The 19,728-nt window shown below is 70.6% G+C and carries 19 protein-coding genes and 2 riboswitches; of the genes, 7 read left to right on the top strand and 12 right to left on the bottom strand.

The window, feature by feature from the left end; all coding sequences use genetic code 11:
• Positions 1-23 precede the first annotated feature (23 nt).
• Positions 24-188 carry a hypothetical protein gene (locus QF032_RS27235; protein ID WP_199864011.1) on the bottom strand — a complete coding sequence of 55 codons (165 nt, stop codon included), beginning with the start codon at positions 186-188 and terminating at the stop codon, positions 24-26.
• Positions 189-330: 142 nt separating this feature from the next.
• Here QF032_RS27235 and QF032_RS27230 point away from each other — a divergent pair, with 142 nt between their 5' ends.
• Together QF032_RS27230 and QF032_RS27225 are read left to right on the top strand one after the other, a co-directional pair.
• Positions 331-957 carry a TetR family transcriptional regulator gene (locus QF032_RS27230; protein ID WP_307057825.1) on the top strand — a complete coding sequence of 209 codons (627 nt, stop codon included), beginning with the start codon at positions 331-333 and terminating at the stop codon, positions 955-957.
• A gap of 203 nt (positions 958-1,160) precedes the next feature.
• Positions 1,161-1,469, top strand: coding sequence for a hypothetical protein (locus tag QF032_RS27225; RefSeq protein WP_307046096.1), 309 nt, complete (start codon positions 1,161-1,163; stop codon positions 1,467-1,469).
• 243 nt (positions 1,470-1,712) lie between these two features.
• Here the strand turns inward: QF032_RS27225 and QF032_RS27220 are convergent, their stop codons facing one another.
• Positions 1,713-2,594, bottom strand: coding sequence for a thioesterase family protein (locus QF032_RS27220; protein ID WP_307057823.1), 882 nt, complete (start codon positions 2,592-2,594; stop codon positions 1,713-1,715).
• Positions 2,595-2,736: 142 nt separating this feature from the next.
• Between QF032_RS27220 and QF032_RS27215 the strand changes: the two genes are divergently transcribed.
• On the top strand, positions 2,737-3,975 hold the full coding sequence (locus QF032_RS27215) for an alpha/beta hydrolase (protein ID WP_307057821.1): 1,239 nt from the start codon (positions 2,737-2,739) through the stop codon (positions 3,973-3,975).
• Here QF032_RS27215 and QF032_RS27210 read toward each other — a convergent pair.
• The 9 genes from QF032_RS27210 to QF032_RS27170 form a co-directional block, all read right to left on the bottom strand.
• Positions 3,884-4,540: a trimeric intracellular cation channel family protein gene (locus QF032_RS27210; RefSeq protein WP_307057820.1), complete on the bottom strand. Its 657-nt coding sequence runs from the start codon at positions 4,538-4,540 to the stop codon at positions 3,884-3,886. The genes QF032_RS27215 and QF032_RS27210 overlap by 92 nt on opposite strands.
• A 69-nt stretch (positions 4,541-4,609) precedes the next feature.
• Positions 4,610-6,010, bottom strand: coding sequence for an ABC transporter ATP-binding protein (locus tag QF032_RS27205; RefSeq protein WP_307057818.1), 1,401 nt, complete (start codon positions 6,008-6,010; stop codon positions 4,610-4,612).
• Entirely contained in the window at positions 6,007-7,104 is a 1,098-nt protein-coding gene (locus tag QF032_RS27200) for an ABC transporter ATP-binding protein (protein WP_307057816.1), read from the bottom strand. The genes QF032_RS27205 and QF032_RS27200 overlap by 4 nt, the downstream gene beginning before the upstream one ends.
• On the bottom strand, positions 7,101-8,108 hold the full coding sequence (locus QF032_RS27195) for an ABC transporter permease (RefSeq protein ID WP_306949171.1): 1,008 nt from the start codon (positions 8,106-8,108) through the stop codon (positions 7,101-7,103). The genes QF032_RS27200 and QF032_RS27195 overlap by 4 nt, the downstream gene beginning before the upstream one ends.
• Before the next feature lie 68 nt (positions 8,109-8,176).
• Positions 8,177-9,922: an ABC transporter substrate-binding protein gene (locus QF032_RS27190; protein WP_306949172.1), complete on the bottom strand. Its 1,746-nt coding sequence runs from the start codon at positions 9,920-9,922 to the stop codon at positions 8,177-8,179.
• A 58-nt stretch (positions 9,923-9,980) separates the two neighbouring features.
• Positions 9,981-10,979, bottom strand: a complete 999-nt coding sequence (locus QF032_RS27185; protein ID WP_307057815.1) for an ABC transporter permease — start codon at positions 10,977-10,979, stop codon at positions 9,981-9,983.
• A gap of 527 nt (positions 10,980-11,506) precedes the next feature.
• A complete protein-coding gene (locus tag QF032_RS27180; RefSeq protein ID WP_307060391.1) occupies positions 11,507-12,262 on the bottom strand; it encodes an enhanced serine sensitivity protein SseB C-terminal domain-containing protein in 756 nt (251 codons plus the stop codon).
• Positions 12,263-12,434: 172 nt separating this feature from the next.
• Positions 12,435-13,229: an enhanced serine sensitivity protein SseB gene (locus QF032_RS27175; protein ID WP_307057814.1), complete on the bottom strand. Its 795-nt coding sequence runs from the start codon at positions 13,227-13,229 to the stop codon at positions 12,435-12,437.
• 94 nt (positions 13,230-13,323) lie between these two features.
• Positions 13,324-14,043 (bottom strand): AAA family ATPase, encoded by a 720-nt coding sequence (locus QF032_RS27170; protein ID WP_307046080.1) that lies wholly within the window; start codon positions 14,041-14,043, stop codon positions 13,324-13,326.
• 141 nt (positions 14,044-14,184) lie between these two features.
• Positions 14,185-14,284: riboswitch (glycine riboswitch) on the top strand.
• A riboswitch (glycine riboswitch) is annotated at positions 14,285-14,406 on the top strand.
• Between the two features lie 78 nt (positions 14,407-14,484).
• Between QF032_RS27170 and gcvT the strand changes: the two genes are divergently transcribed.
• The 4 genes from gcvT to QF032_RS27150 all read left to right on the top strand — a co-directional run bounded on the left by gcvT (position 14,485) and on the right by QF032_RS27150 (position 18,793).
• Positions 14,485-15,603 (top strand): glycine cleavage system aminomethyltransferase GcvT, encoded by a 1,119-nt coding sequence (gcvT, locus tag QF032_RS27165; protein WP_307046079.1) that lies wholly within the window; start codon positions 14,485-14,487, stop codon positions 15,601-15,603.
• 111 nt (positions 15,604-15,714) lie between these two features.
• Positions 15,715-16,092, top strand: a complete 378-nt coding sequence (gene gcvH / locus QF032_RS27160; RefSeq protein WP_306949176.1) for a glycine cleavage system protein GcvH — start codon at positions 15,715-15,717, stop codon at positions 16,090-16,092.
• Positions 16,093-16,106: 14 nt separating this feature from the next.
• Positions 16,107-17,369 (top strand): serine hydroxymethyltransferase, encoded by a 1,263-nt coding sequence (gene glyA, locus QF032_RS27155; protein ID WP_307057813.1) that lies wholly within the window; start codon positions 16,107-16,109, stop codon positions 17,367-17,369.
• 56 nt (positions 17,370-17,425) lie between these two features.
• On the top strand, positions 17,426-18,793 hold the full coding sequence (locus QF032_RS27150) for an L-serine ammonia-lyase (RefSeq protein WP_307057811.1): 1,368 nt from the start codon (positions 17,426-17,428) through the stop codon (positions 18,791-18,793).
• 198 nt (positions 18,794-18,991) lie between these two features.
• Here the strand turns inward: QF032_RS27150 and QF032_RS27145 are convergent, their stop codons facing one another.
• Positions 18,992-19,654, bottom strand: a complete 663-nt coding sequence (locus QF032_RS27145; protein WP_307057809.1) for an NADPH-dependent F420 reductase — start codon at positions 19,652-19,654, stop codon at positions 18,992-18,994.
• Between the last annotated feature and the right edge of the window lie 74 nt (positions 19,655-19,728).

Raw genomic sequence — 19,728 nt, 5'->3', positions numbered from 1 at the left:
GGCGCGGTGGTGTCCTCGGTCTGTCAGTGGGCCGAGGAGCGCCGGCGGCCGTGGCGCTCGCGGAGCGCGAAGATTCCGAGCCAGGCGGCGATCACCACGCCGGCGACGAGCGTGAAGGCGAACGGCGCGTGGGCGACGGTGCCCAGGACGACGCCGAACAGCAGCAGCGCGGCGACGAGGAACAGCATGGGACGAACCCCCTTCGAGGCGGCATCGTGCCGCCTGCGTGACGTTTCGGTGAACAGTTGTGGTTACAGTTGTTCACTGACTCCAAAGTCTAGCGCGTTTCCCGGCTTTCCAATTACGGAGAACAGTTGTTAACTGGATGACATGAGTCACACCCTCGGCGTCCGACAGGCACAGAAGCAGAAGACCCGGCAGTCGCTCCTGGACGCGGCCTTGCTCCTGCTCGAGGAGCAGAGCCTGAGCAGCCTGGGCCTGCGCGAGGTCACCAGGGCCGTCGGAGTGGCCCCGACGGCCTTCTACCGGCACTTCCGCTCCACGGCGGACTTGGGCGTGGCCCTGGTCGAGGAGGCGCTGGGCAGCCTGCACCCGATGATCCGCACCACCGTGACCACGGCCGACACCAGTGCCGAACGCATCACGCGCGCTGTCGAGTTGATAGCCGGTCATGTGACCGCGTACCCCGCTCACGTCCGTTTCATCGCCCGTGAGCGACATGGCGGGGTCCAGCCGGTGCGGGAGGCGATCCGGGAGCAACTGGGCCGGTTCGCCGAGGAGGTGAAGGCCGAGCTGGCCAAGGACGCCGAGGCCGAGGGCTGGAGCGACGACGACCTGCTGATGCTCTCGCACCTCTACGTCGACCAGATGCTCATCACGGCCTCCCTGTTCCTGGAGTCCCTGGAGGCCTCGCCGGAGGAGCGGGAACGGGTCACCAGGATGGCGACCCGTCAGATGCGGCTCATCAGCATCGGCCGCCACCACTGGCTGGACTGAGCGTCGGCGGCAACGCACAGGGGCGGCGAGTCCGTTCCCGGTCGCGCCGCCCCTGTGCACCGCCTGCCCGCGGTCAGCCCTGCTGCTGGGCCTGCTGCCCCTGGCCGCCGCCAGGGCCGCCACAGCCGCCGCCCTGACCACCGCCCTGTCCACCGCCGGGGCCGCCCTGACCACCGCCGCCCGCGCCACCGCCGGGAGCGCCAGTGGGAGCGCCGCTCGGGGCGCCCGACGGGACGCCGGTCGGGGCCCCCGTCGGCCGCCCCGAAGCCGCATCGGTCGGCGCACCCGACGGAGCACCGCTCGGTGCACCGCTCGGCATCCTGGAGGCGTTGCCGGACGGCGCCTGGCACGACTGCTGCCCGGAACTGCCGCTGTTCGAGCTCGAGGAGGAGGAGTCGCCCGAGCCGCAGGCCACCAGAGCGAGGGGCGAGAGCGCCAGCAGCGCCACCGCGGGGACGAGACGGACGGGCATCAGCGCACGCTTCATGAGAGACAGCTCCAGGGAGGACTAGGGGAACCTGAGGCGGGCACTCAACCAACGGCGCTCAGGGCTTTCTTGAGGCTCCTCTGTCCGCTGCCTGTCAGTGGGGTAAAGCGCCCCTCAAGAGAAGCCTCCGACCTGGGAGTCGACCGGCAGTCCGCCCGGTGGCCGCAGACCACGCTGGTACAGCCCCGTGACACGGACGGCCGATCCGGCACCGTCGGCGGCCCTTTCCCTGCCCGGCCCTTCCCCTGCCTGCCCCGCCCGGAGCCGCTCAGCCGAGCCTGGCCCTCGCCAGCTGCCGCGACTGCGCCACCAGCCGGTCCGCGCTGTCCCAGACCTCGGCGTCCTCCTCGAGGAAGCCGCCCGCGAGGTTGCGGGTGACGATGGAGACGCGCAGCGGTCCGGGAGCCGGACGGCAGCGGACGTGGACGGTCAGCTCCACCGTGGGGACCCAGCCGTGCAGACCGATCTCGAAGGCGGTCGGCGGCAGGGCGTCCACCGCGAGCAGGAGGGACAACGGGTCGGGGTCGCGGCCGTCCTTCAGGCCGAACCAGGCCCGCATCTCGCCCCTGCCGGACGGCTGCCCGAGCGCCCAGCCGAGGGTCGACGGGTCGAGCTTGAGCATCAGCCGGTCGGCGATGGCGGAGCTGCCGTCCACGGGGGCCGGCCCGTCCTCGGGGCCGAAGCACTGCTCGACGGGCGGGATCGCCGGGGGCTTCGCCGTCGTGCGGACGTCGTCCGGGAGCGCGTCCAGGTCGCCGTAGGAGGCGAGCACGCGGATCCGCTCGACCTCGGCGCCGTTCTCGTCGTACTGGAAGAGCGAGGCCTGGCCGGTCGACAGGGTGCGGCCGGAGCGGACGACGTCCGTGCGGACCGTCGCCGGGCCGGGCTGCGACGCGGTGAGGTAGTGCGCCGAGATCGTGAACGGGTCGTCGTGCGGCAGGGCGTCCGCGAGGGCACGGCCGAGGACGGCGAGGAGGTAGCCGCCGTTGACGGCGCTGATGATCGTCCAGCCGGCCGAGAGGTCGATGTCGTAGACACCGGGTGCGCGTCGGGTGAGCGCGGTGTCGCGGTCGAACTCGCTGTCGCCGATCGAGGCCGTGACGGGGTCGATGGAGGCCCGCTCGGCCGCCGCGATAGCTGCTTCTGGCATGCTCGAACGGTACAGCAAGACATTACTAAGCGGTAGCTTTTCCCGTCACGGAAGGTGAAGAAGGGGCATGAGACGGCAAATTTCTTGGTAAGTGTCCCGACTCGTCCGTAACCTTGCCGCCCCTATTCCCCTCTGCAAGGACATGAGCCTCACCGGGACTCCGTTCCTCTACACCCTGATCGCCGTGTCCGTGCTCGCCGTCGCGCTGCCGCTGCTGCTGTGGTCGCGGATGCGCGGACCGCGGCTGCTGCGCGTCATGGCCCGGATGCTGATGCTGCTGTTCGCCCAGGGCACCGCCGTGGCCCTGGTCTTCGTCCTCGTCAACAACGCCAACAGCCTGTACGACACCTGGGGCGACCTGCTGGGCACCGGCACACATGTGCAGCAGGCCGCCGACCTGGGCGCCGACGGCACCGGCGGCATCGCGCTGGACCGGCTGCCGAAGGTCAGGCAGCGGTTCGAGCAGGCCGACGGCGCGGGAATGCACGCGGCCGGCGGGGTGCGTGTCACCCAGCTCGAGGGCCAGGTCTCGGGCGTGAACGCCGAGGTCTACGTCTGGCTGCCCCCGCAGTACGACGATCCCGCCTACGCGCACCGCTCCTTCCCGGTGGTGGAGCTGCTGCCGGGCTACCCGGGCTCCCCCAAGTCCTGGTTCGGGTCGCTGCGGGTGCACGAGCAGCTGGCGCCGCTGATGCGCTCGGGCGAGGTCGCGCCGTTCATCCTGGTCGCGCCGCGCACCACGCTGCTGCCGGGCGTGGACACCGGCTGCGCCAACGTCCCGCACGTCGTCAACGCGGACAGCTGGCTCAGCGTCGACGTGCCGAAGATGGTCCGGGACAACTTCCGGGCCCAGCCCGCGCCCAAGGACTGGGCGGTCGCCGGATATTCGGCGGGGGCCCACTGCGCGGCCAAGCTCGCCGTCGCCCACCCCGACCGCTTCCGGGCGGCGGTGAGCCTGTCCGGCTACAGCGACCCGATCGGCGAGCGCAAGTCCCTCGCGGCCAGGAGCCCGTCCCTGCGCCGGGCCAACAACCCCTATGTGCTGCTGCGGAAGGCCGTCGTGCCGCCCGCCGTCGCCCTGTACCTCTCCGGTCAGCCGCAGGACGGCTACGAGGCGGCCCTGGCCCTGCGGAAGGAGGCGAAGGCGCCGACGACCGTGCACGTCGTGTACGTCCCGAAGAGCGCGGGCGGCCACTCCATGGCGCTGTGGCGGCCGCAGGTCGTGCCGGCGTTCCGCTGGCTGACGCTGCAGATGGAGCAGAGCCCCGTCGCCGGCGGCACGGGCCGGTCTACTCCTCGCGCACCGTCGAGCGACGATTCCAGGCACGAGGCGCTCGCCAGTGGAACCGCATCGCCAGAAGCCGCAGCGCGAAGGCGGTGACCGCGGCCACCCCGCTGGCCAGCGGGGTGAGCACGTCGTAGCGGATGCAGAGCGCCACCATGGCGGCGCCGACGATCGCTGGGACCGCGTACAGGTCGCGGTCCCAGCGCAGCAGCGAGGGCACCTCGTTGGCCAGCACGTCGCGCAGCACACCGCCGCCCACCGCGGTGGCGAGCCCCAGGGCGGCCGACGCGGTGAGGCCGAGCCCGTAGTCGTACGCTTTCGTCGTCCCGGTGACGCAGAAGAGGCCGAGACCGGCCGCGTCGAAGACGTTGACGCCGGCCTGGATCCGCTCCACCTGCGGATGCAGGAAGACGACGAGCAGGGCCGCGAACAGCGGTGTGAGGAAGTACCCGAGGTCGGTGAAGGCGGCCGGCGGCACGGCCCCGATGACCAGGTCCCGGAACAGCCCGCCGCCGAGCGCGGTGACCTCGGCGAGCGTGGCGATGCCGAACACGTCGAAGTTCTTGCGGACGGCGAGCAGCGCCCCCGAGATGGCGAACACGAAGATGCCGAACAGGTCGAGGGTGTGCTGGACCGAAGGACTGAAGATCTGCTGGAACACCCTTACATTGTCACCCAACACGCAGCCCCCGCCTTACATTGCAAGGCGGGGGCTGGTATCTGGTGATGCTTACTTCTCCTTGGCCGGCGTCTCACCCTCGGGGCCCTCGGCCGTCTCGGCGGTCTCGGCCACCTCCGGGGCCTCGGCGGTCTCGGCCACCTCGGGGGCCTCGGCCGTCTCCGGGGTCTCGGCCGCTTCGGGGGCCTCAGCCGCTTCGGTCACCTCGGGGGTCTCGGCCGTCTCCGGAGTCTCGGCGGACTCGGGAGCCACAGTGCCCTCGGGGGCCTCGGCCGCCGGGCCGTCGGCGATCTCCGCCGCCACCGCAGCCGAGGTCGCCGCCGACTCGGCGAGCACCTCGTCGGCCACCAGCTCCGCCGCCTCCTTCGCGGCGGTCAGCAGGACGACGTCCTGCGGGGCCTGGTCCGCGAAGTTCTCCGGGTGGTGGCAGGCGACCTGCTGACCCGTCCGCAGCTCGACGAGCACGGGCTCCTGGGTCGCGCACACCTGCGTCGCCTTCCAGCACCGGGTATGGAAGCGGCAGCCGCTCGGCGGCGAGATCGGCGAGGGCACGTCGCCCTTGAGCAGGATGCGCTCGCTCTTGGCGCCCCTGCGCTTGGGGTCCGGGACCGGCACGGCCGACATGAGCGCCTTGGTGTACGGGTGCATCGGCGCCTGGTACAGCGAGGTCCGGTCGGCGAGTTCGACGATCTTGCCGAGGTACATCACCGCGATGCGGTCCGAGACGTGCCGTACGACGGACAGGTCGTGCGCGATGATCACGTACGTCAGGCCGAGTTCCTGCTGGAGGTCGTCCATCAGGTTGACGACCTGCGCCTGGATCGACACGTCCAGCGCGGAGACCGGCTCGTCCGCCACGACGAGCTTCGGCTTCAGGGCGAGCGCACGGGCGATGCCGATGCGCTGACGCTGACCGCCGGAGAATTCGTGCGGGTAGCGGTTGTAGTGCTCGGGGCTCAGACCCACGAGCTCCAGCAGCCGCTGGACCTCCTTCTTCACGCCGCCCTCGGGCTCCACGCCCTGGAGCCGGAAGGGCGCCGAGACGATCCCTCCGATGGTGTGCCGGGGGTTCAGGGAGCCGTACGGGTCCTGGAAGATCATCTGGATGTCCCGCCGCAGCGGACGCATCGCGGACGGCTTCAGCCGGGTGATGTCCTGGCCCTCGAAGTGGATCGTGCCGCCGGTCGGCTCCTCGAGCCGGGTGATGACCCGCCCCATGGTCGACTTTCCGCAGCCCGACTCGCCGACGACGCCCAGGGTCTCGCCCTTGCGCACCTCGAAGTCGATGCCGTCGACCGCCTTGACCGCGCCGACCTGACGCTGCAGGACGCCCTTGCGGATGGGGAAGTGCTTCTGCAGGCCCTGGACCTTGAGCAGCACCTCGCGGTCCTCGGGGGAGGAGGCCTGCGGCGGAACCGAGGGGGCCGCGTCCGTCTTCTTCGTCTCACTCACAGCTTCGGCGCAATCTCTTCGGTCCAGATCCGCGTACGGTCCTCCGACGAGAGGTGGCAGGCGGACCAGTGCCCGCCGCCGACCTGCTGCAACTCGGGGCGCACGGTGCGGGTGACATCACCCTTGGGCACGTCCGCGTACGGGCAGCGGGGGTGGAAGGCGCAGCCCGAGGGGACGTTGATGAGGCTCGGCGGCTGGCCCTTGACCGGGATGAGCCGCTCGGAGGTCTCACGGTCGATGCGCGGCATCGAGCCGAGCAGGCCCCAGGTGTAGGGGTGCTGCGGCTTCTCGAAGATCTCGTCGACCGGACCACGCTCCACGCACCGGCCGCCGTACATCACCAGGACGTCGTCGGCGATCTCGGCGACCACGCCGAGGTCGTGGGTGATGATGACGACCGCGGAGCCGAACTCCTTCTGCAGATCCCGGATGAGGTCCAGGATCTGCGCCTGGACGGTCACGTCCAGGGCGGTGGTCGGCTCGTCCGCGATGAGCAGCTCGGGGTTGTTGACCAGTGCCATGGCGATCATCGCGCGCTGGCGCATACCGCCGGAGAACTCGTGCGGGTAGCCGTCCACACGCTTCGCCGGCTCCGGGATGCCGACCCGGTCGAGCATCTCGATCGCCCGCGCGCGGGCGGCCTTCTTGCTGACGTCGTGGTGGACGCGGTACGCCTCCACGATCTGGTTGCCGATCGTGTAGTACGGGTGCATCGCGGACAGCGGGTCCTGGAAGATCATCGCCATCTCGCGGCCGCGCAGCCGGCGCACCTCGTCCGGGTCGGCGGAGACCAGCTCCTTGCCGTCGAGCCAGATCTCGCCGGACATCCGCACGTTCTTGCCGCGCGCGCCGAGCCGGTGCAGACCCATGATCGCCAGCGAGGTGACGGACTTCCCGGAGCCGGACTCGCCCACGATGCTGAGGGTCTTGCCCTTCTCCACCTGGAAGCTGAGCCCGTCGACGGACTTGACCAGGCCGTCGTCGGTCGGGAAGTGCACCTTGAGGTCGCGTACGTCGAGGAACGCGCCGGGCTTGTTCGAGGACGGGCCGGTCGGCTCGCCCACGGCGGCGCCGGTCTTGGACAGTTCGGTCACGAGAGCCTCACCCGCGGGTCGGCGGCCGCGTAGAGCAGGTCCACCAGGAGATTTGCGATGACGACGAAGAAGGCGGCGAGCAGCGTGACGCCGAGGATCGGCGGCAGGTCGTTGTCCGTGATGGCCTTCACCGCGTACTCGCCGACGCCGTGCAGCGAGAAGACGGACTCGGTGATCAGGGCGCCGCCGAGCAGCAGACCGACGTCCATGCCGAACACCGTGATGATCGGCGTCAGCGCGGCCCGCAGACCGTGCCGGGCGACGACGTCGCGCTCGCGCAGGCCCTTGGCGCGGGCCGTGCGGATGAAGTCCTCGTTCATCGTCTCCAGCATGCCCGAGCGGGTGAGCCGCGCGTAGATGGCGGAGTAGAGGAGGGCGAGCGAACACCACGCCGGGAACAGCGTGTTGGCCCACTGCGCCGGGTTCTCCGAGAACGGCACGTAGGTGCGGCCGAAGATCGGGATCTGGTAGGTGAAGAGCAGGATCGCCAGGCTGCCCGTGAAGAACATGGGGAGCGACACACCGGCGAGCGCGATGCCCATGAAGGTGCGGTCGAAGATCGAGCGCGGCTTCAGCGCGGAGATCACGCCGATGACCACACCGCCGACCAGCCACATCACGGCGGCGCCGACCGCCAGCGAACCCGTCACCGGCAGGCGGGAGGTGAGCTGCGGCCAGACCGCCTCGTGGGTCTTGAAGGAGTACCCGAAGCACGGCGCGTCACAGTGCGCGGTGGTGGGCCCCAGGTCGTAGGTGGCACCGGTCACGACACCCTTGATGAAGTGCCAGTACTGGAGGTAGACCGGGTCGTCCAGACCGAGGTTGCGCTTGACCGCAGCGATGTCCGCCGCCGACGGGCTCTTCCCGATGTACTGCTGTGCCATCTGGTCGGCGGTCTGACCGGCGAGCCGTGGCAGCAGGAAGAAGATGGCGAAGGTCACCGCGGTGACGACCAGCAGCAGGATCACTGCCGCGAACGTCCGACGGAGGATGTACGAGATCACGGGGATCGGCCTGGTGCCCGCGGGCCGGGAAGCCCGCGGGCACCAATGCCTTCACCTGCCTTCCGGGGCTACTTCTTGGTCGTGCCGATGTTGAGGTAGTCGTACTGACCGCTGAAGGCCGCCGTCGACACCAGGTTGGTGTAGTTCGCCGGGCGGTACAGCAGGACCTTGAAGTAGGTCAGCGGCACGAGGGCCGCGTCGTCCATGACCTTCTTGTCGATCTGCGTGTAGATGGCGTTGCGCTGGGTCGCGTCCTGCGTGCCGATCGCCTTGGCGAGGTTCGCGTTGACCTCGGGGTCGTTCAGCTCCGACAGGTTGGTGTTGCCGGACGCGCCGATGGCGGCGCCGTTCAGGATCTGCTGCAGGAAGCCGTAGCCGCCCGGCCAGTCGGCACCCCACTGCATCATCATCAGGCCGACGTTGTTCTTCTTGTTGAACGCCGGGACGCCCGCGTAGTCGGTGAAGTACTTGCCCGAGGGGAACTGCTTCAGGCTGGCGTTGATGCCGACCTTCTTCAGCGAGGCGATGATCGCGGTGGCCGCGTCGATCTCCGGCTGGCGGTCGCTGCGCGCGGTGATGTTGGTGGTGATCGCCGTCTTGCCGCAGGCCTTCAGCTGCTCCTTGGCCTTGGCGACGTCGCCCTTGTTGCCGTCGGTGGCGTAGGCGTCCGCCTTCGCGTAGCCCGGGATGTCCGGCGGGAGGACGGTGGTGGCGATGTCACCGCGGATCGGGCCGCCCTCGGCGGTCTGCACCGAGACCTTGTCGACGGCGTACTGCACGGCCTTGCGGCAGGCGACGTTGTCGAACGGCGCGACCTTGGTGTTGATCGCCAGGTAGACGAGGCGGCCACCGTAGGTGTTGTCCGTGTTGGCCTTCAGCGCGGCGTCGTTGATGACCTTCGCCTGCGTCGCGGCCTGAACGCCGGTGCCGCCGAGGTCGATCGCGTCGCCGGCCTGGACGTCCTGGTCGATCGTCTCGGCGTTGACCTTCAGCTTGACGACGATCTTGTCCGGGTACTGCTTGCGCAGCGGGTCGGTCTTGGCGTCCCAGTTCTCGTTGCGGACGAGGACGGCCTGCTTGCCCTCGTCGTAGCTCTCGAACTTGTACGAGCCCGAGGACACGATGTTCTTGACGTAGTCGATGCCCTTGTCCTTGGCCTCGGGCACCGGCGCGGTCTGCGGCGTCGCGACCAGGTAGTCGAACTCCTGGAACGCCGACTTCAGCTTGAAGACGATCGTGGTGTCGTCCGGGGTCTCGATGGACGCGAGGCCCTTCTTGTCCTTGTACGGACCCTTGTACGCCTCGCCGCCCACGAGGAGCTGCTGGAAGTAGTTCGGGCCGAGGGACAGCACGTCACGCGCGAAGTTGGAGCGCTCGACGGCGTACTTGACGTCCTTGGACGTGATCGCCGTGCCGTCCTGGTACTTCAGGCCGGTCCGCAGCTTGTACGTCCAGGTCTTGCCGCCGTCGCTGGGCACGCCGGCGCTCGCCGCGAGGTCGGGGACCAGCTTGTTGCCCTCCTCGCCCGCGCCGGGCTGGAAGGTCATCAGCGGACGCGCGTAGACGCGGCTGAGGTTGTACATGTACGCGTAGTACGTGTTGCCCGGGTCGAAGGAGTCCGGCACGTCGGAGTACTCGTACGTGACCGTCCCACCCTTCTGGGTGGACGCGTTGACGACGCCCTTCGTGGCCGCGTCGGCCCCGGCGGACTTGCCGCCCTTGTCCGTGTTGTTGTCATCGGCCTTGCTGCAACCGGCGAGCAACAGGCTCACACTGCCGATGGCCGCAATCGCGGCCAGCCCTGACCTTCGCATGATGGTCTGCTTCCCCTTTGTTGATGGAAATCTGTCGGACTCTCGCTGCGGCTGCACGTCAGCGGCTGCGCGGGTCGAGAGCGTCACGGAGACCGTCGCCGAGCAGGTTGAACGCCAGCACGGTCACGAAGATGGCGAGACCGGGCACGATCATGAACTGCGGATCGACCTGGTAGTAGGTGACCGCCTCCTTGAGCATGCCGCCCCACGACGCCTGCGGGGGCTGGATGCCGACGCCCAGGAAGCTCAGGCTGGCCTCGAAGAGGATGTTGGTCGGGATGAGCAGCGTCGAGTAGACGATGATCGGGCCGACCAGGTTGGGCAGCAGCTCCCGGAACAGGATGTACGGCCCCCTTGCGCCCATCCCCCGCGACGCGTCCACGAACTCGCGTTCCCGCAGGGCCAGCGTCTGGCCCCGGACGATGCGTCCCAGATAAGGCCAGTTGAAGAAGCCGATGACGAAGATGAGCACGCTGATGTGGAGCGGCAGACCCTCCATGCCGAACGCGCCGCCCTGCAGCGTGGCGGAGATGGCGATGGCGAAGAGCAGGAGGGGGAAGGCGAGGAACGTGTCCATCAGCCGGCTGATGATCGAGTCGACCCGCCCGCCGTAGTAGCCGGCGACCACGCCGAGGACCGCGCCGATGGTGTTCGACAGGATCGTCGCCCCGAAGGCCACGACCAGCGACACCCAGGAGCCCTCGAGGATGCGGGTGGCGATGTCCCGCCCGAACTTGGGGTCCACGCCGAGCGGGTGCTCCCAGCTCATGCCGCCGAAGTCCCCTTGGGGGATCGACGTGTTGGGGTCGATCAGGTCCTGGTTGAAGGCGTTGGGGTCCAGGCCGAACAGGGCCTGGATCGGACGCGAGAGGAGCGCGAGCACGATCAGCAGGATCACGATGACCCCGCCGGCCACGGCGACCTTGTCCTTCTTGAAGCGGGACCAGGCGATCTGCCCCAGGGAACGGCCCTCGATCTGCCCCTTCTCGACACCCGCGAGTACAGCCTCGGGCTGCACCTCGGTTGCCGACCCGGTGGTCTCGATCGGTGCGGTCACGGTGACCCGACCCCTCTCGCCGGCGGTGACCGGCCTTTGTCCGCCGCTGTCGGCGGCTTGGTTCACTTACTGCCTGCTACGCGGCCGGCGCCGATGAGTGCGGCCCAACTGTCCAGTTGACCCCGGATTGCTGCCGATGGGCACTCGCTCACAGGATCGACGACCTCGCGTCTGAGAGGCGAGTCTTCAACGCATGCGCGATCACACGCCAGATCTGACGGAGAAAGTATGCGTAACCGTGATGCCGACCTGCACATTCCGTTACCCGAACGCCACGGTCCGACTTCCGGAGAGCGGCACCACGCGCTTCACGTGTGCCCGGCGTCACATCACGGAAGAACCGGAACACATCAGGCCCCGGCGCGAGGCCGCGTGCGCGTCTGACGGGCGATCAGCGGCCGGGCCGGCCGATCAGCGGCCGGGCCGGCCGATCAGCGGTCGGGCCGGCCTCGTGACCGCGCCGGCCTCGTGACCGGGCCGCACCCGTGACCGAGCGTGCCGTGCGTGCCGTCGGGCGGGCGTGCGGGTCAGTAGGGACGCGGGCCCGGGAAGCCGTAGCCGCTGCCCGGTCCCTGGGCCGGAGCGGGGGCGTGCGCCTCGCGGTCGTAGAACGGGCGGGCGTTGGCGCGCATCCACATCACGACGGGGTCGTAGTCGTCGGTCATCGCGACCGTGGAGACCGGCAGCCCGTCCGGCACCGCGCCGATGGACTGCTGCATCATCGTCCGCACGGCGTCCACGGCCGGCGGGGAGGAGTCGTACACGTCCAGCCCGATGGCCAGGTAGGGCGCGCCGAGCGCCGGCTGCACCCAGGCCCGGCGCAATGTGCGGACCGCCTGGGCGCGGTGGGCGTTCTGCGCGAGCAGCGCGTAGAACTGCGAGATCTCGATGGCGGGTTCGGACAGCCGGAGCGGCCCGGCGGGCTGGCGCTCCAGGCCGGTGGCGATCCGGCGCAGGTCCAGCCACGGGATGCCGACGCCGCCGCCGGGGGCGTGCGGGTTCAGCCAGAGGCCGTAGTGGTCGGGAAAGAGGGTCCGGGCCACGTCCAGCCCGTCGACCACCTCGTACGACCGGTTCCAGCCGCTGGCGCTGAGCTCCTGGGCGGACGTCACACAGGGCGCGTAGCCGTGCCCTTCGACCTCCATGTTGCCGTACTGGGCGTCCGGGGAGCCGGCCTGCCCGTGCCACAGCAGCATCCAGAGCCGGCCCGAGGAGGAAGTCGCGAGCGCGCGCAGGAGCGCCTCGTAGGTGTCGTAGCGCCCGGGCGTGACCTGGCGCAGCATGTGCTCGACCGAGCCGGTCGCGGCAGTGCCAGCGCTCACTTTTTATCGCCCCTTCGAGAAGTTGCCCCGCGTCGGAGTCCAGCTTAGGCGCTCCGCCCGGTCGAGCAGAGGAGAGCGCGGGCCCCGTGCCTCGCCGGACGGCCCGCTTCCCGGCCCCACGGCCAGGACCTGTCTAGTGAAGCCTGGAGTAGAAGGGGCGGACCCGCTCCTTCATCCAGTCGCCCACCGGATCCTGGGCGACGTCGAGGAGGACCAGGTTGACCGGCCAGGGCACGGCCGCCGTCGTCAGGGCCCTGCCGAGGGCTTCCAGGGGCAGCGCGCGCAGGTCGCCCTCCCACTGGGAGAGCTCGACGCCCACGAACATCACCGGGTCCGCCGTCTCGATCGCGGCCAGGCAGCGGCGGGCGGTGCGGACCACGCCGACGGCCTCGAACTCCGCGCAGGCCGCGGCCAGGAAGTCCATCGGGTCGTCCTGCCAGTCCGGCTCGTAGAGGCGGACCCGGCCGCCGGTGGCCGGGCCGTCCAGCGGGGTGCGGCCGGCCCGGCACAGCTCGGCCACGGCGGGCGGCGGCAGCGGGACGCCGACCATGCCGTCGGGGTTGACGAGGATGCCCGCCTGCGGCGGCAGCCCCCGCGCGAACTCCACGGCCGGCGCGACGGTGAACGACATGTGCGAGCCGACGACCTGGCGGAACTGCTCCTCGGAGCTGAAGACCGGCACGTACACCTGGCCGTCGAGTTCCATCGTGGGCAGGTCGAGGGGGCCGCTGTGCGGGCCGCCGCCGCCGGGGAGCGGCACCCAGACGAAGCTGCGGCCGAGCACCTCCACGATCCGGCCGCCGGCTCCCGGCATGCCGAGGGAGGCGGAGAGCACCTCCTCCAGCTCGTTGCCGGGCCATCCGCCGTGCGAATGGGGGTGCGCCTGCGCCGGGAAGTCCGCGGGGAAGTCCGCCGGGGGGAAGTCCATCTGCCTACCGCCTGCTAAGAACCGCTCACTCTGCTGTGACTGAAAGGCTAGCGGGTGCCGACGGCCCCGCCGCTGCCCGTGAGGCCGACGGACCTCAGCCCGTGAAGCCGATCCGCCGCAGGACGTCGGCGGCGGGCCGGTCGAGCAGGACCGCGGAGCCGCACCCCTCGGGCAGCCGGCCCTTCTCCACCGACCGCAGGAGCCGGGCGGCGGCCCGGCGGTGCCGCAGGAACGCGTACCGCGAGACGCCTCGGCCGCGCTCGCGCTGGCCCCGCAGGGCCGCGTCCGCGCCGACGTCGAGAACGATCAGGTGCAGGGCGCCGCCGCGGCGGCGGGCCGCGCGGGCCAGCCAGTCGCGGACCCAGGCCTGGGTGCCGCAGTCGTGCACCACGACGCCCCCGCCGCCGCGCAGGGCCCGGCGCAGTCCGGCGTAGTGGGCGAGGCGGACCAGCGGCCGGTAGAGGGCGTAGGGCAGGAGGCGGGGCATCCGGGCGTCCCAGCGGTCGCGGGTGTCCTGGGAGTCGATGCGCACGCCGGGCACCGCGCGCTTCATCAGGGTGGACTTGCCGCTGCCGGGCAGACCGGTGACCACGACCAGGTCACGCGGGCCGAAGAGCAGGCCGTGCGGACTGCGGCCGGCCCGCTCGCGCAGATCGCGGACGACGGGCGCGGGCTGCCGGGAGCACGCCTCCCGGGTACGGGCGCCGGGCTGCGCGGGCAGCGCGATCCCGGAGCCGGCCGCGAAGGCCGTGGTCCTCGCCGAGGTCGTCCTCTTCACCGTGATCGTCCTCCCCTGGGGCCAGATAGTGCTCATCCCCGTCGAGCGTAAAGAGAAGGTAATGCGCGGCGCCTCGCGTTTTCGTGCGCATAGCGACACAAGCCGGTTACAGATCCGGCCTGCCACGACGGGGGCGGGCCGTGCGATGATGGCCGCGCCAACTGCATACCGGCCGTTTGAATCCGCGCGGGAGAGTCCTCAGCAGCAGTTCCGCTGGGGCGCCGAAGGAGCAAGTCCCTCCCTTGAATCTCTCAGGCCCCGTTACCGCGCGGGCGAGGCACATCTGAAAAGCGGGCCGCCGTCGCCGGCGGTCCCACCCACGGTGCAAGCCATGTCCCGCCCCCGCTCGCAGCGGTGGTCATGGCGAACCTCTCAGGTTCCGATGACAGATGGGGAGGAACGACCTCGCCGTCCCCCCACGCGCCCGGCTCACGTTCGCGCGGGAGGGGCCCCGTCGCCTTGGGAGACGAACGACCGATGAGCAGTACCGCACCCCGTCACACCGCGCTCGACGCCCTGCATCGCTCGCTCGGCGCGACGATGACCGACTTCGCCGGCTGGGACATGCCCCTGCGCTACGGCTCCGAACGCGACGAGCATCTCGCCGTCCGCACCCGGGCCGGGCTCTTCGACCTCTCGCACATGGGCGAGATCACGGTGACCGGCCCGGAGGCGGCCGAGTTCCTGAACTTCGCCCTGGTGGGCGACCTCGCCGCGGTGGGCGTGGGCCGCGCCCGCTACACCATGATCTGCGCCGAGGACGGCGGCATCCTCGACGACCTCATCGTGTACCGGCTGGCCGAGGCCGAGTACATGATCGTCTCCAACGCCTCCAACGCTCAGAACGTCCTGAACGAGTTGGGCAACCTGGCCGAGGAGTTCGACGTCGAGGTCCGCGACGACCGTGACGCCTACGCCCTGATCGCCGTCCAGGGGCCTGAGTCCCCCGGCATCCTCACGGCCCTCACCGACGCCGACCTGGAAGGCCTGAAGTACTACGCGGGCCTGCCGGGCACCGTCGCCGGCGTCCCCGCGCTCATCGCGCGCACCGGCTACACCGGCGAGGACGGCTTCGAGCTGTTCGTGAAGCCGGAGCACGCCGTCGAGCTGTGGCAGGCGCTGACCAAGGCCGGCGAGGGCGTCGGGCTGGTCCCCTGCGGTCTGTCCTGCCGGGACACGCTGCGCCTGGAGGCGGGCATGCCGCTGTACGGGCACGAGCTGAGCCTCTCCCTCACCCCCTTCGACGCGGGCCTCGGGCGCGTGGTGAAGTTCGAGAAGGAGGGCGACTTCGTCGGGCGTGCGGCGCTCGCCGAGGCGGCGGCGCTGGCCGAGCGGCAGCCGCCGCGCGTCCTGGTCGGCCTGGTCGCCGAGGGCCGCCGCGTACCGCGCGCCGGGTACGCCGTCGTTTCGGGCGGCGAGGTGATCGGCGAGGTCACCTCCGGGGCGCCGTCCCCGACGCTGGGCAAGCCGATCGCGATGGCGTACGTCGACGCCGCGCACGCCGCGCCGGGCACCCCGGGCGTGGGCGTGGACATCCGGGGCAGTCACGAGCCGTACGAGGTCGTGGCGCTGCCCTTCTACAAGCGCCAGAAGTAGACACTGGGCCCCCGGGCCGCAGGTGACACCGCGCACCTTCGCGCTGCTCACCCGTGCCCGGGACCGTCCCCCCTTCATCAGCACTCCCCCGCGTACAGGAGAATTCAGGCCATGAGCAACCCCCAGCAGCTGCGTTACAGCAAGGAGCACGAGTGGCTGTCGGTCGCCGAGGACGGCGTCTCGACGGTCGGCATCACGGAGCACGCGGCCAACGCGCTCGGTGACGTGGTCTTCGTCCAGCTCCCGGAGGCCGGCGCCACGGTGGCCGCGGGCGAGTCCTGCGGCGAGCTGGAGTCGACCAAGTCGGTCAGCGAGCTGTACGCCCCGGTCTCCGGTGAGATCACCGAGGTCAACCAGGACGTCGTCGACGACCCGGCGCTGGTGAACTCCGCCCCCTTCGAGGGCGGGTGGCTGTTCAAGGTACGCGTCACGGGCGAGCCGGACGATCTGCTCTCCGCCGACGAGTACACCGCCTACACCGCCGGCTGAGGAGTCGTAGTCGCATGTCCGTCCTGAACACGTCCCTGCACGAGCTCGACCCGGAGATCGCGGCCGCGGTCGACGCCGAACTGCACCGCCAGCAGTCCACGCTCGAGATGATCGCCTCGGAGAACTTCGCGCCGCTCGCGGTCATGGAGGCCCAGGGCTCGGTCCTGACCAACAAGTACGCCGAGGGCTACCCCGGCCGCCGCTACTACGGCGGCTGCGAGCACGTCGACGTCACCGAGCAGATCGCCATCGACCGCCTCAAGGACCTCTTCGGCGCCGAGTACGCCAACGTCCAGCCGCATTCCGGCGCCTCGGCGAACCAGGCCGCGCTGTTCGCCCTCGCCCAGCCCGGCGACACCATCCTCGGTCTCGATCTTGCCCACGGCGGCCACCTCACCCACGGCATGCGGCTCAACTTCTCCGGCAAGCAGTTCGACGTGGTCGCCTACCACGTCGACGACGCCGGCCTGGTCGACATGGCGGAGGTCGAGCGCCTGGCCAAGGAGCACCGCCCGAAGGTCATCATCGCGGGCTGGTCCGCCTACCCCCGGCAGCTCGACTTCGCCGAGTTCCGCCGCATCGCCGACGCGGTCGAGGCGTTCCTGTGGGTCGACATGGCCCACTTCGCGGGCCTGGTCGCGGCCGGTCTCCACCCGAACCCGGTGGAGTACGCCGACGTCGTCACCTCCACCACCCACAAGACCCTCGGCGGCCCCCGCGGCGGCATCATCCTCGCGAAGAAGGAGTTCGCCAAGAAGCTGAACTCCTCCGTCTTCCCCGGCTTCCAGGGCGGCCCCCTGGAGCACGTCATCGCCGCCAAGGCCGTCTCCTTCAAGGTGGCCGCGAGCGAGGACTTCAAGGAGCGCCAGGCCCGCACGGTCGAGGGCGCGAAGATCCTCGCCGAACGCCTCACCGCGCCGGACGCCCGCGAGGCCGGCGTGAACGTCCTGTCCGGCGGCACCGACGTCCACCTCATCCTGGTCGACCTGCGCGCCTCGGCACTGGACGGACAGCAGGCCGAGGACCGCCTCCACGAGGTCGGCATCACCGTCAACCGCAACGCCGTCCCCGACGACCCGCGCCCGCCGATGGTCACCTCGGGTCTGCGCATCGGCACCCCCGCCCTGGCCACCCGCGGCTTCACCGCCGAGGACTTCGCCGAGGTCGCCGACGTCATCGCGCAGACCCTCAAGCCGTCGTACGACGCCGCCTCCCTCAAGGCCCGGGTCACCGCCCTCGCCCACAAGCACCCCCTGTACCCCGGCCTGAACAAGTAGTTCCCTGGTGGGGGCGCCCGACGACGTGCGCCCCCGCCCTTTCTCGAGGAGTTCCCGTGGCCATCTCGGTCTTCGACCTGTTCTCGATCGGCATCGGCCCGTCCAGCTCCCACACGGTCGGCCCGATGCGGGCGGCCCGCATGTTCGCACGGCGGCTGCGCAACGAGTCCCTGCTGGACTCCGCCGCCTCGGTCCGCTGTGAGCTGTACGGCTCGCTCGGCGCGACCGGGCACGGCCACGGCACGCCCAAGGCGGTCCTGCTGGGCCTGGAGGGCTCCTCGCCGCGCACGGTGGACGTGGAGAACGCCGACGAGCGGGTGGAGCAGATCAGGAACTCCGGGCGGCTGCGGCTGCTGGGCTCGCACGAGATCCCGTTCTCCTTCAACGACGATCTCGTCCTGCACCGCCGCAAGGCCCTCCCGTACCACGCCAACGGCATGACGATATGGGCCCATGACGCGCAGGGCGCCGAACTGCTGTCGAAGACGTACTACTCGGTCGGCGGCGGGTTCGTCGTGGACGAGGAGGCGGTCGGCGCGGACCGCATCAAACTCGACGACGCGGTACTGAAGTACCCCTTCCGCACGGGCGACGAACTGCTGCGCCTCACGAGGGAGACCGGTCTGTCGATCTCCGCGCTGATGCTGGAGAACGAGCGGGCCTGGCGCACGGAGGACGAGATCCGGGCCGGCCTGCTGGAGCTGTGGCGGGTGATGCAGGGCTGTGTCTCACGGGGCATGTCCCGGGAGGGCATCCTGCCGGGCGGCCTGCGCGTCCGCCGCCGCGCCGCCATGACAGCCCGTCAGCTCCGGGCGGAGGGCGACGCGTTGGCGCACTCCATGGAGTGGATCACGCTGTACGCGATGGCCGTGAACGAGGAGAACGCGGCCGGCGGAAGGGTGGTCACCGCTCCCACGAACGGCGCGGCCGGCATCATCCCGGCGGTGCTGCACTACTACATGAACTTCGTGCCCGGCGCCGACGAGGACGGCGTCGTCCGCTTCCTTCTCGCGGCCGGGGCGATCGGCATGCTCTTCAAGGAGAACGCCTCCATCTCCGGCGCCGAGGTCGGCTGCCAGGGCGAGGTCGGCTCGGCCTGCTCGATGGCGGCGGGTGCGCTCGCCGAGGTCCTCGGCGGATCCCCGGAACAGGTCGAGAACGCGGCCGAGATCGGCATGGAGCACAACCTCGGCCTCACCTGCGATCCGGTGGGCGGCCTGGTCCAGATCCCGTGCATCGAGCGCAACGGCATGGCCGCGGTCAAGGCGGTCACCGCGGCCCGTATGGCCATGCGCGGCGACGGCTCGCACAAGGTGTCCCTCGACAAGGTCATCAAGACCATGAAGGACACCGGCGCGGACATGAGCGTCAAGTACAAGGAGACCGCGCGGGGCGGTCTCGCGGTGAACATCATCGAGTGCTGAGCCGGCGGGAACCGGGGGGAAGAGGAATGAGGGATCCCAGGATGAGCGGGCCGGTCGGCGCCGCCGGCGGCAACGGCAGGTACTCCGGCGTCGTGCGGCCCGGCGACCCGATCGCGGTCGAGCTGCCGGACGGGCCGCACGTGCCCCTCACGATCGTGTGATCCGGGCCCGATCCGGCCCGGCCCCGAACGGCGGGCCCTAGCCGCGGAAGGCCGCAGGGCGTTCCGGGGTCGCCTCGGCCAGGGCCTTGGTGACGGCCTCGACGCCGGCCTGCAGACCGTAGACCGGGGTGTCGGGCTGCTGGCGCCAGGAGTCGGCGATGCCGCCCGCGTCGACGGTGTCGAAGCCGAGCTCGTCGATCAGGGCGCGCACCGTCGCCTTGGCCGCCTCGTCGTCGCCGGCGACCGGGAGCGCCATGCGGTCGGGGTGGCCGGCGGCCAGCGGGCGGTCCAGGATGTCCTGGGCGTAGGTGCCGTTGAAGGCCTTGACTACCGGGTGGCCGAGCTGGTGCTCGACCCAGCGGCTCTCGGTGATGCCCTCGTCCTCGATGGCTGCGATCCTCCCGTCGCGCTGCTGCGGGTAGTAGTTGTTGGTGTCGATGACGACCAGGCCGTCGGCCGCGCCGTCCAGGATGCCGGACGGCAGGTGCGGAACCGCCTTCAGCGGGATGGTGACCACGACGACCTCGGCGCCGCGCGCCGCCTCCTCGACGGCGACGGGGGTGGCCCCCGTGGCCTCGGCGAGCTCCGTCAGCGTGTGCGGGCCGCGGGAGTTCGCGACGGAGACGTCGTGGCCGAGGGCGGAGAGGCGCCGGGTGAGGTTGCCGCCGATGTTGCCCGCGCCGATGATGCCGATCTTCATGACAGGCCTTGCCTTCCAGGAGCCGTGCGTGGTCGATGAGCACCGGATAATCAATGCACATGCATGCTTCTGGA

This window comes from Streptomyces achromogenes (genome assembly GCF_030816715.1).
GTDB lineage: Bacteria > Actinomycetota > Actinomycetes > Streptomycetales > Streptomycetaceae > Streptomyces > Streptomyces achromogenes_A.
This window is presented reverse-complemented; position numbering and strand designations above follow the sequence as displayed.

Excerpts from the sequence above, each read along its gene's own strand:
- QF032_RS27235 (WP_199864011.1), bottom strand. The coding sequence starts at position 188 with ATGCTGTTCCTCGTCGCCGCGCTGCTGCTGTTCGGCGTCGTCCTGGGC.
- QF032_RS27230 (WP_307057825.1), top strand. The coding sequence starts at position 331 with ATGAGTCACACCCTCGGCGTCCGACAGGCACAGAAGCAGAAGACCCGG.
- QF032_RS27220 (WP_307057823.1), bottom strand. The coding sequence starts at position 2,594 with ATGCCAGAAGCAGCTATCGCGGCGGCCGAGCGGGCCTCCATCGACCCC.
- QF032_RS27215 (WP_307057821.1), top strand. The coding sequence starts at position 2,737 with ATGAGCCTCACCGGGACTCCGTTCCTCTACACCCTGATCGCCGTGTCC.
- QF032_RS27190 (WP_306949172.1), bottom strand. The coding sequence starts at position 9,922 with ATGCGAAGGTCAGGGCTGGCCGCGATTGCGGCCATCGGCAGTGTGAGC.
- QF032_RS27180 (WP_307060391.1), bottom strand. The coding sequence starts at position 12,262 with ATGCTGCGCCAGGTCACGCCCGGGCGCTACGACACCTACGAGGCGCTC.
- QF032_RS27175 (WP_307057814.1), bottom strand. The coding sequence starts at position 13,229 with ATGGACTTCCCCCCGGCGGACTTCCCCGCGGACTTCCCGGCGCAGGCG.
- QF032_RS27170 (WP_307046080.1), bottom strand. The coding sequence starts at position 14,043 with ATGAGCACTATCTGGCCCCAGGGGAGGACGATCACGGTGAAGAGGACG.
- gcvT (WP_307046079.1), top strand. The coding sequence starts at position 14,485 with ATGAGCAGTACCGCACCCCGTCACACCGCGCTCGACGCCCTGCATCGC.
- gcvH (WP_306949176.1), top strand. The coding sequence starts at position 15,715 with ATGAGCAACCCCCAGCAGCTGCGTTACAGCAAGGAGCACGAGTGGCTG.
- glyA (WP_307057813.1), top strand. The coding sequence starts at position 16,107 with ATGTCCGTCCTGAACACGTCCCTGCACGAGCTCGACCCGGAGATCGCG.
- QF032_RS27145 (WP_307057809.1), bottom strand. The coding sequence starts at position 19,654 with ATGAAGATCGGCATCATCGGCGCGGGCAACATCGGCGGCAACCTCACC.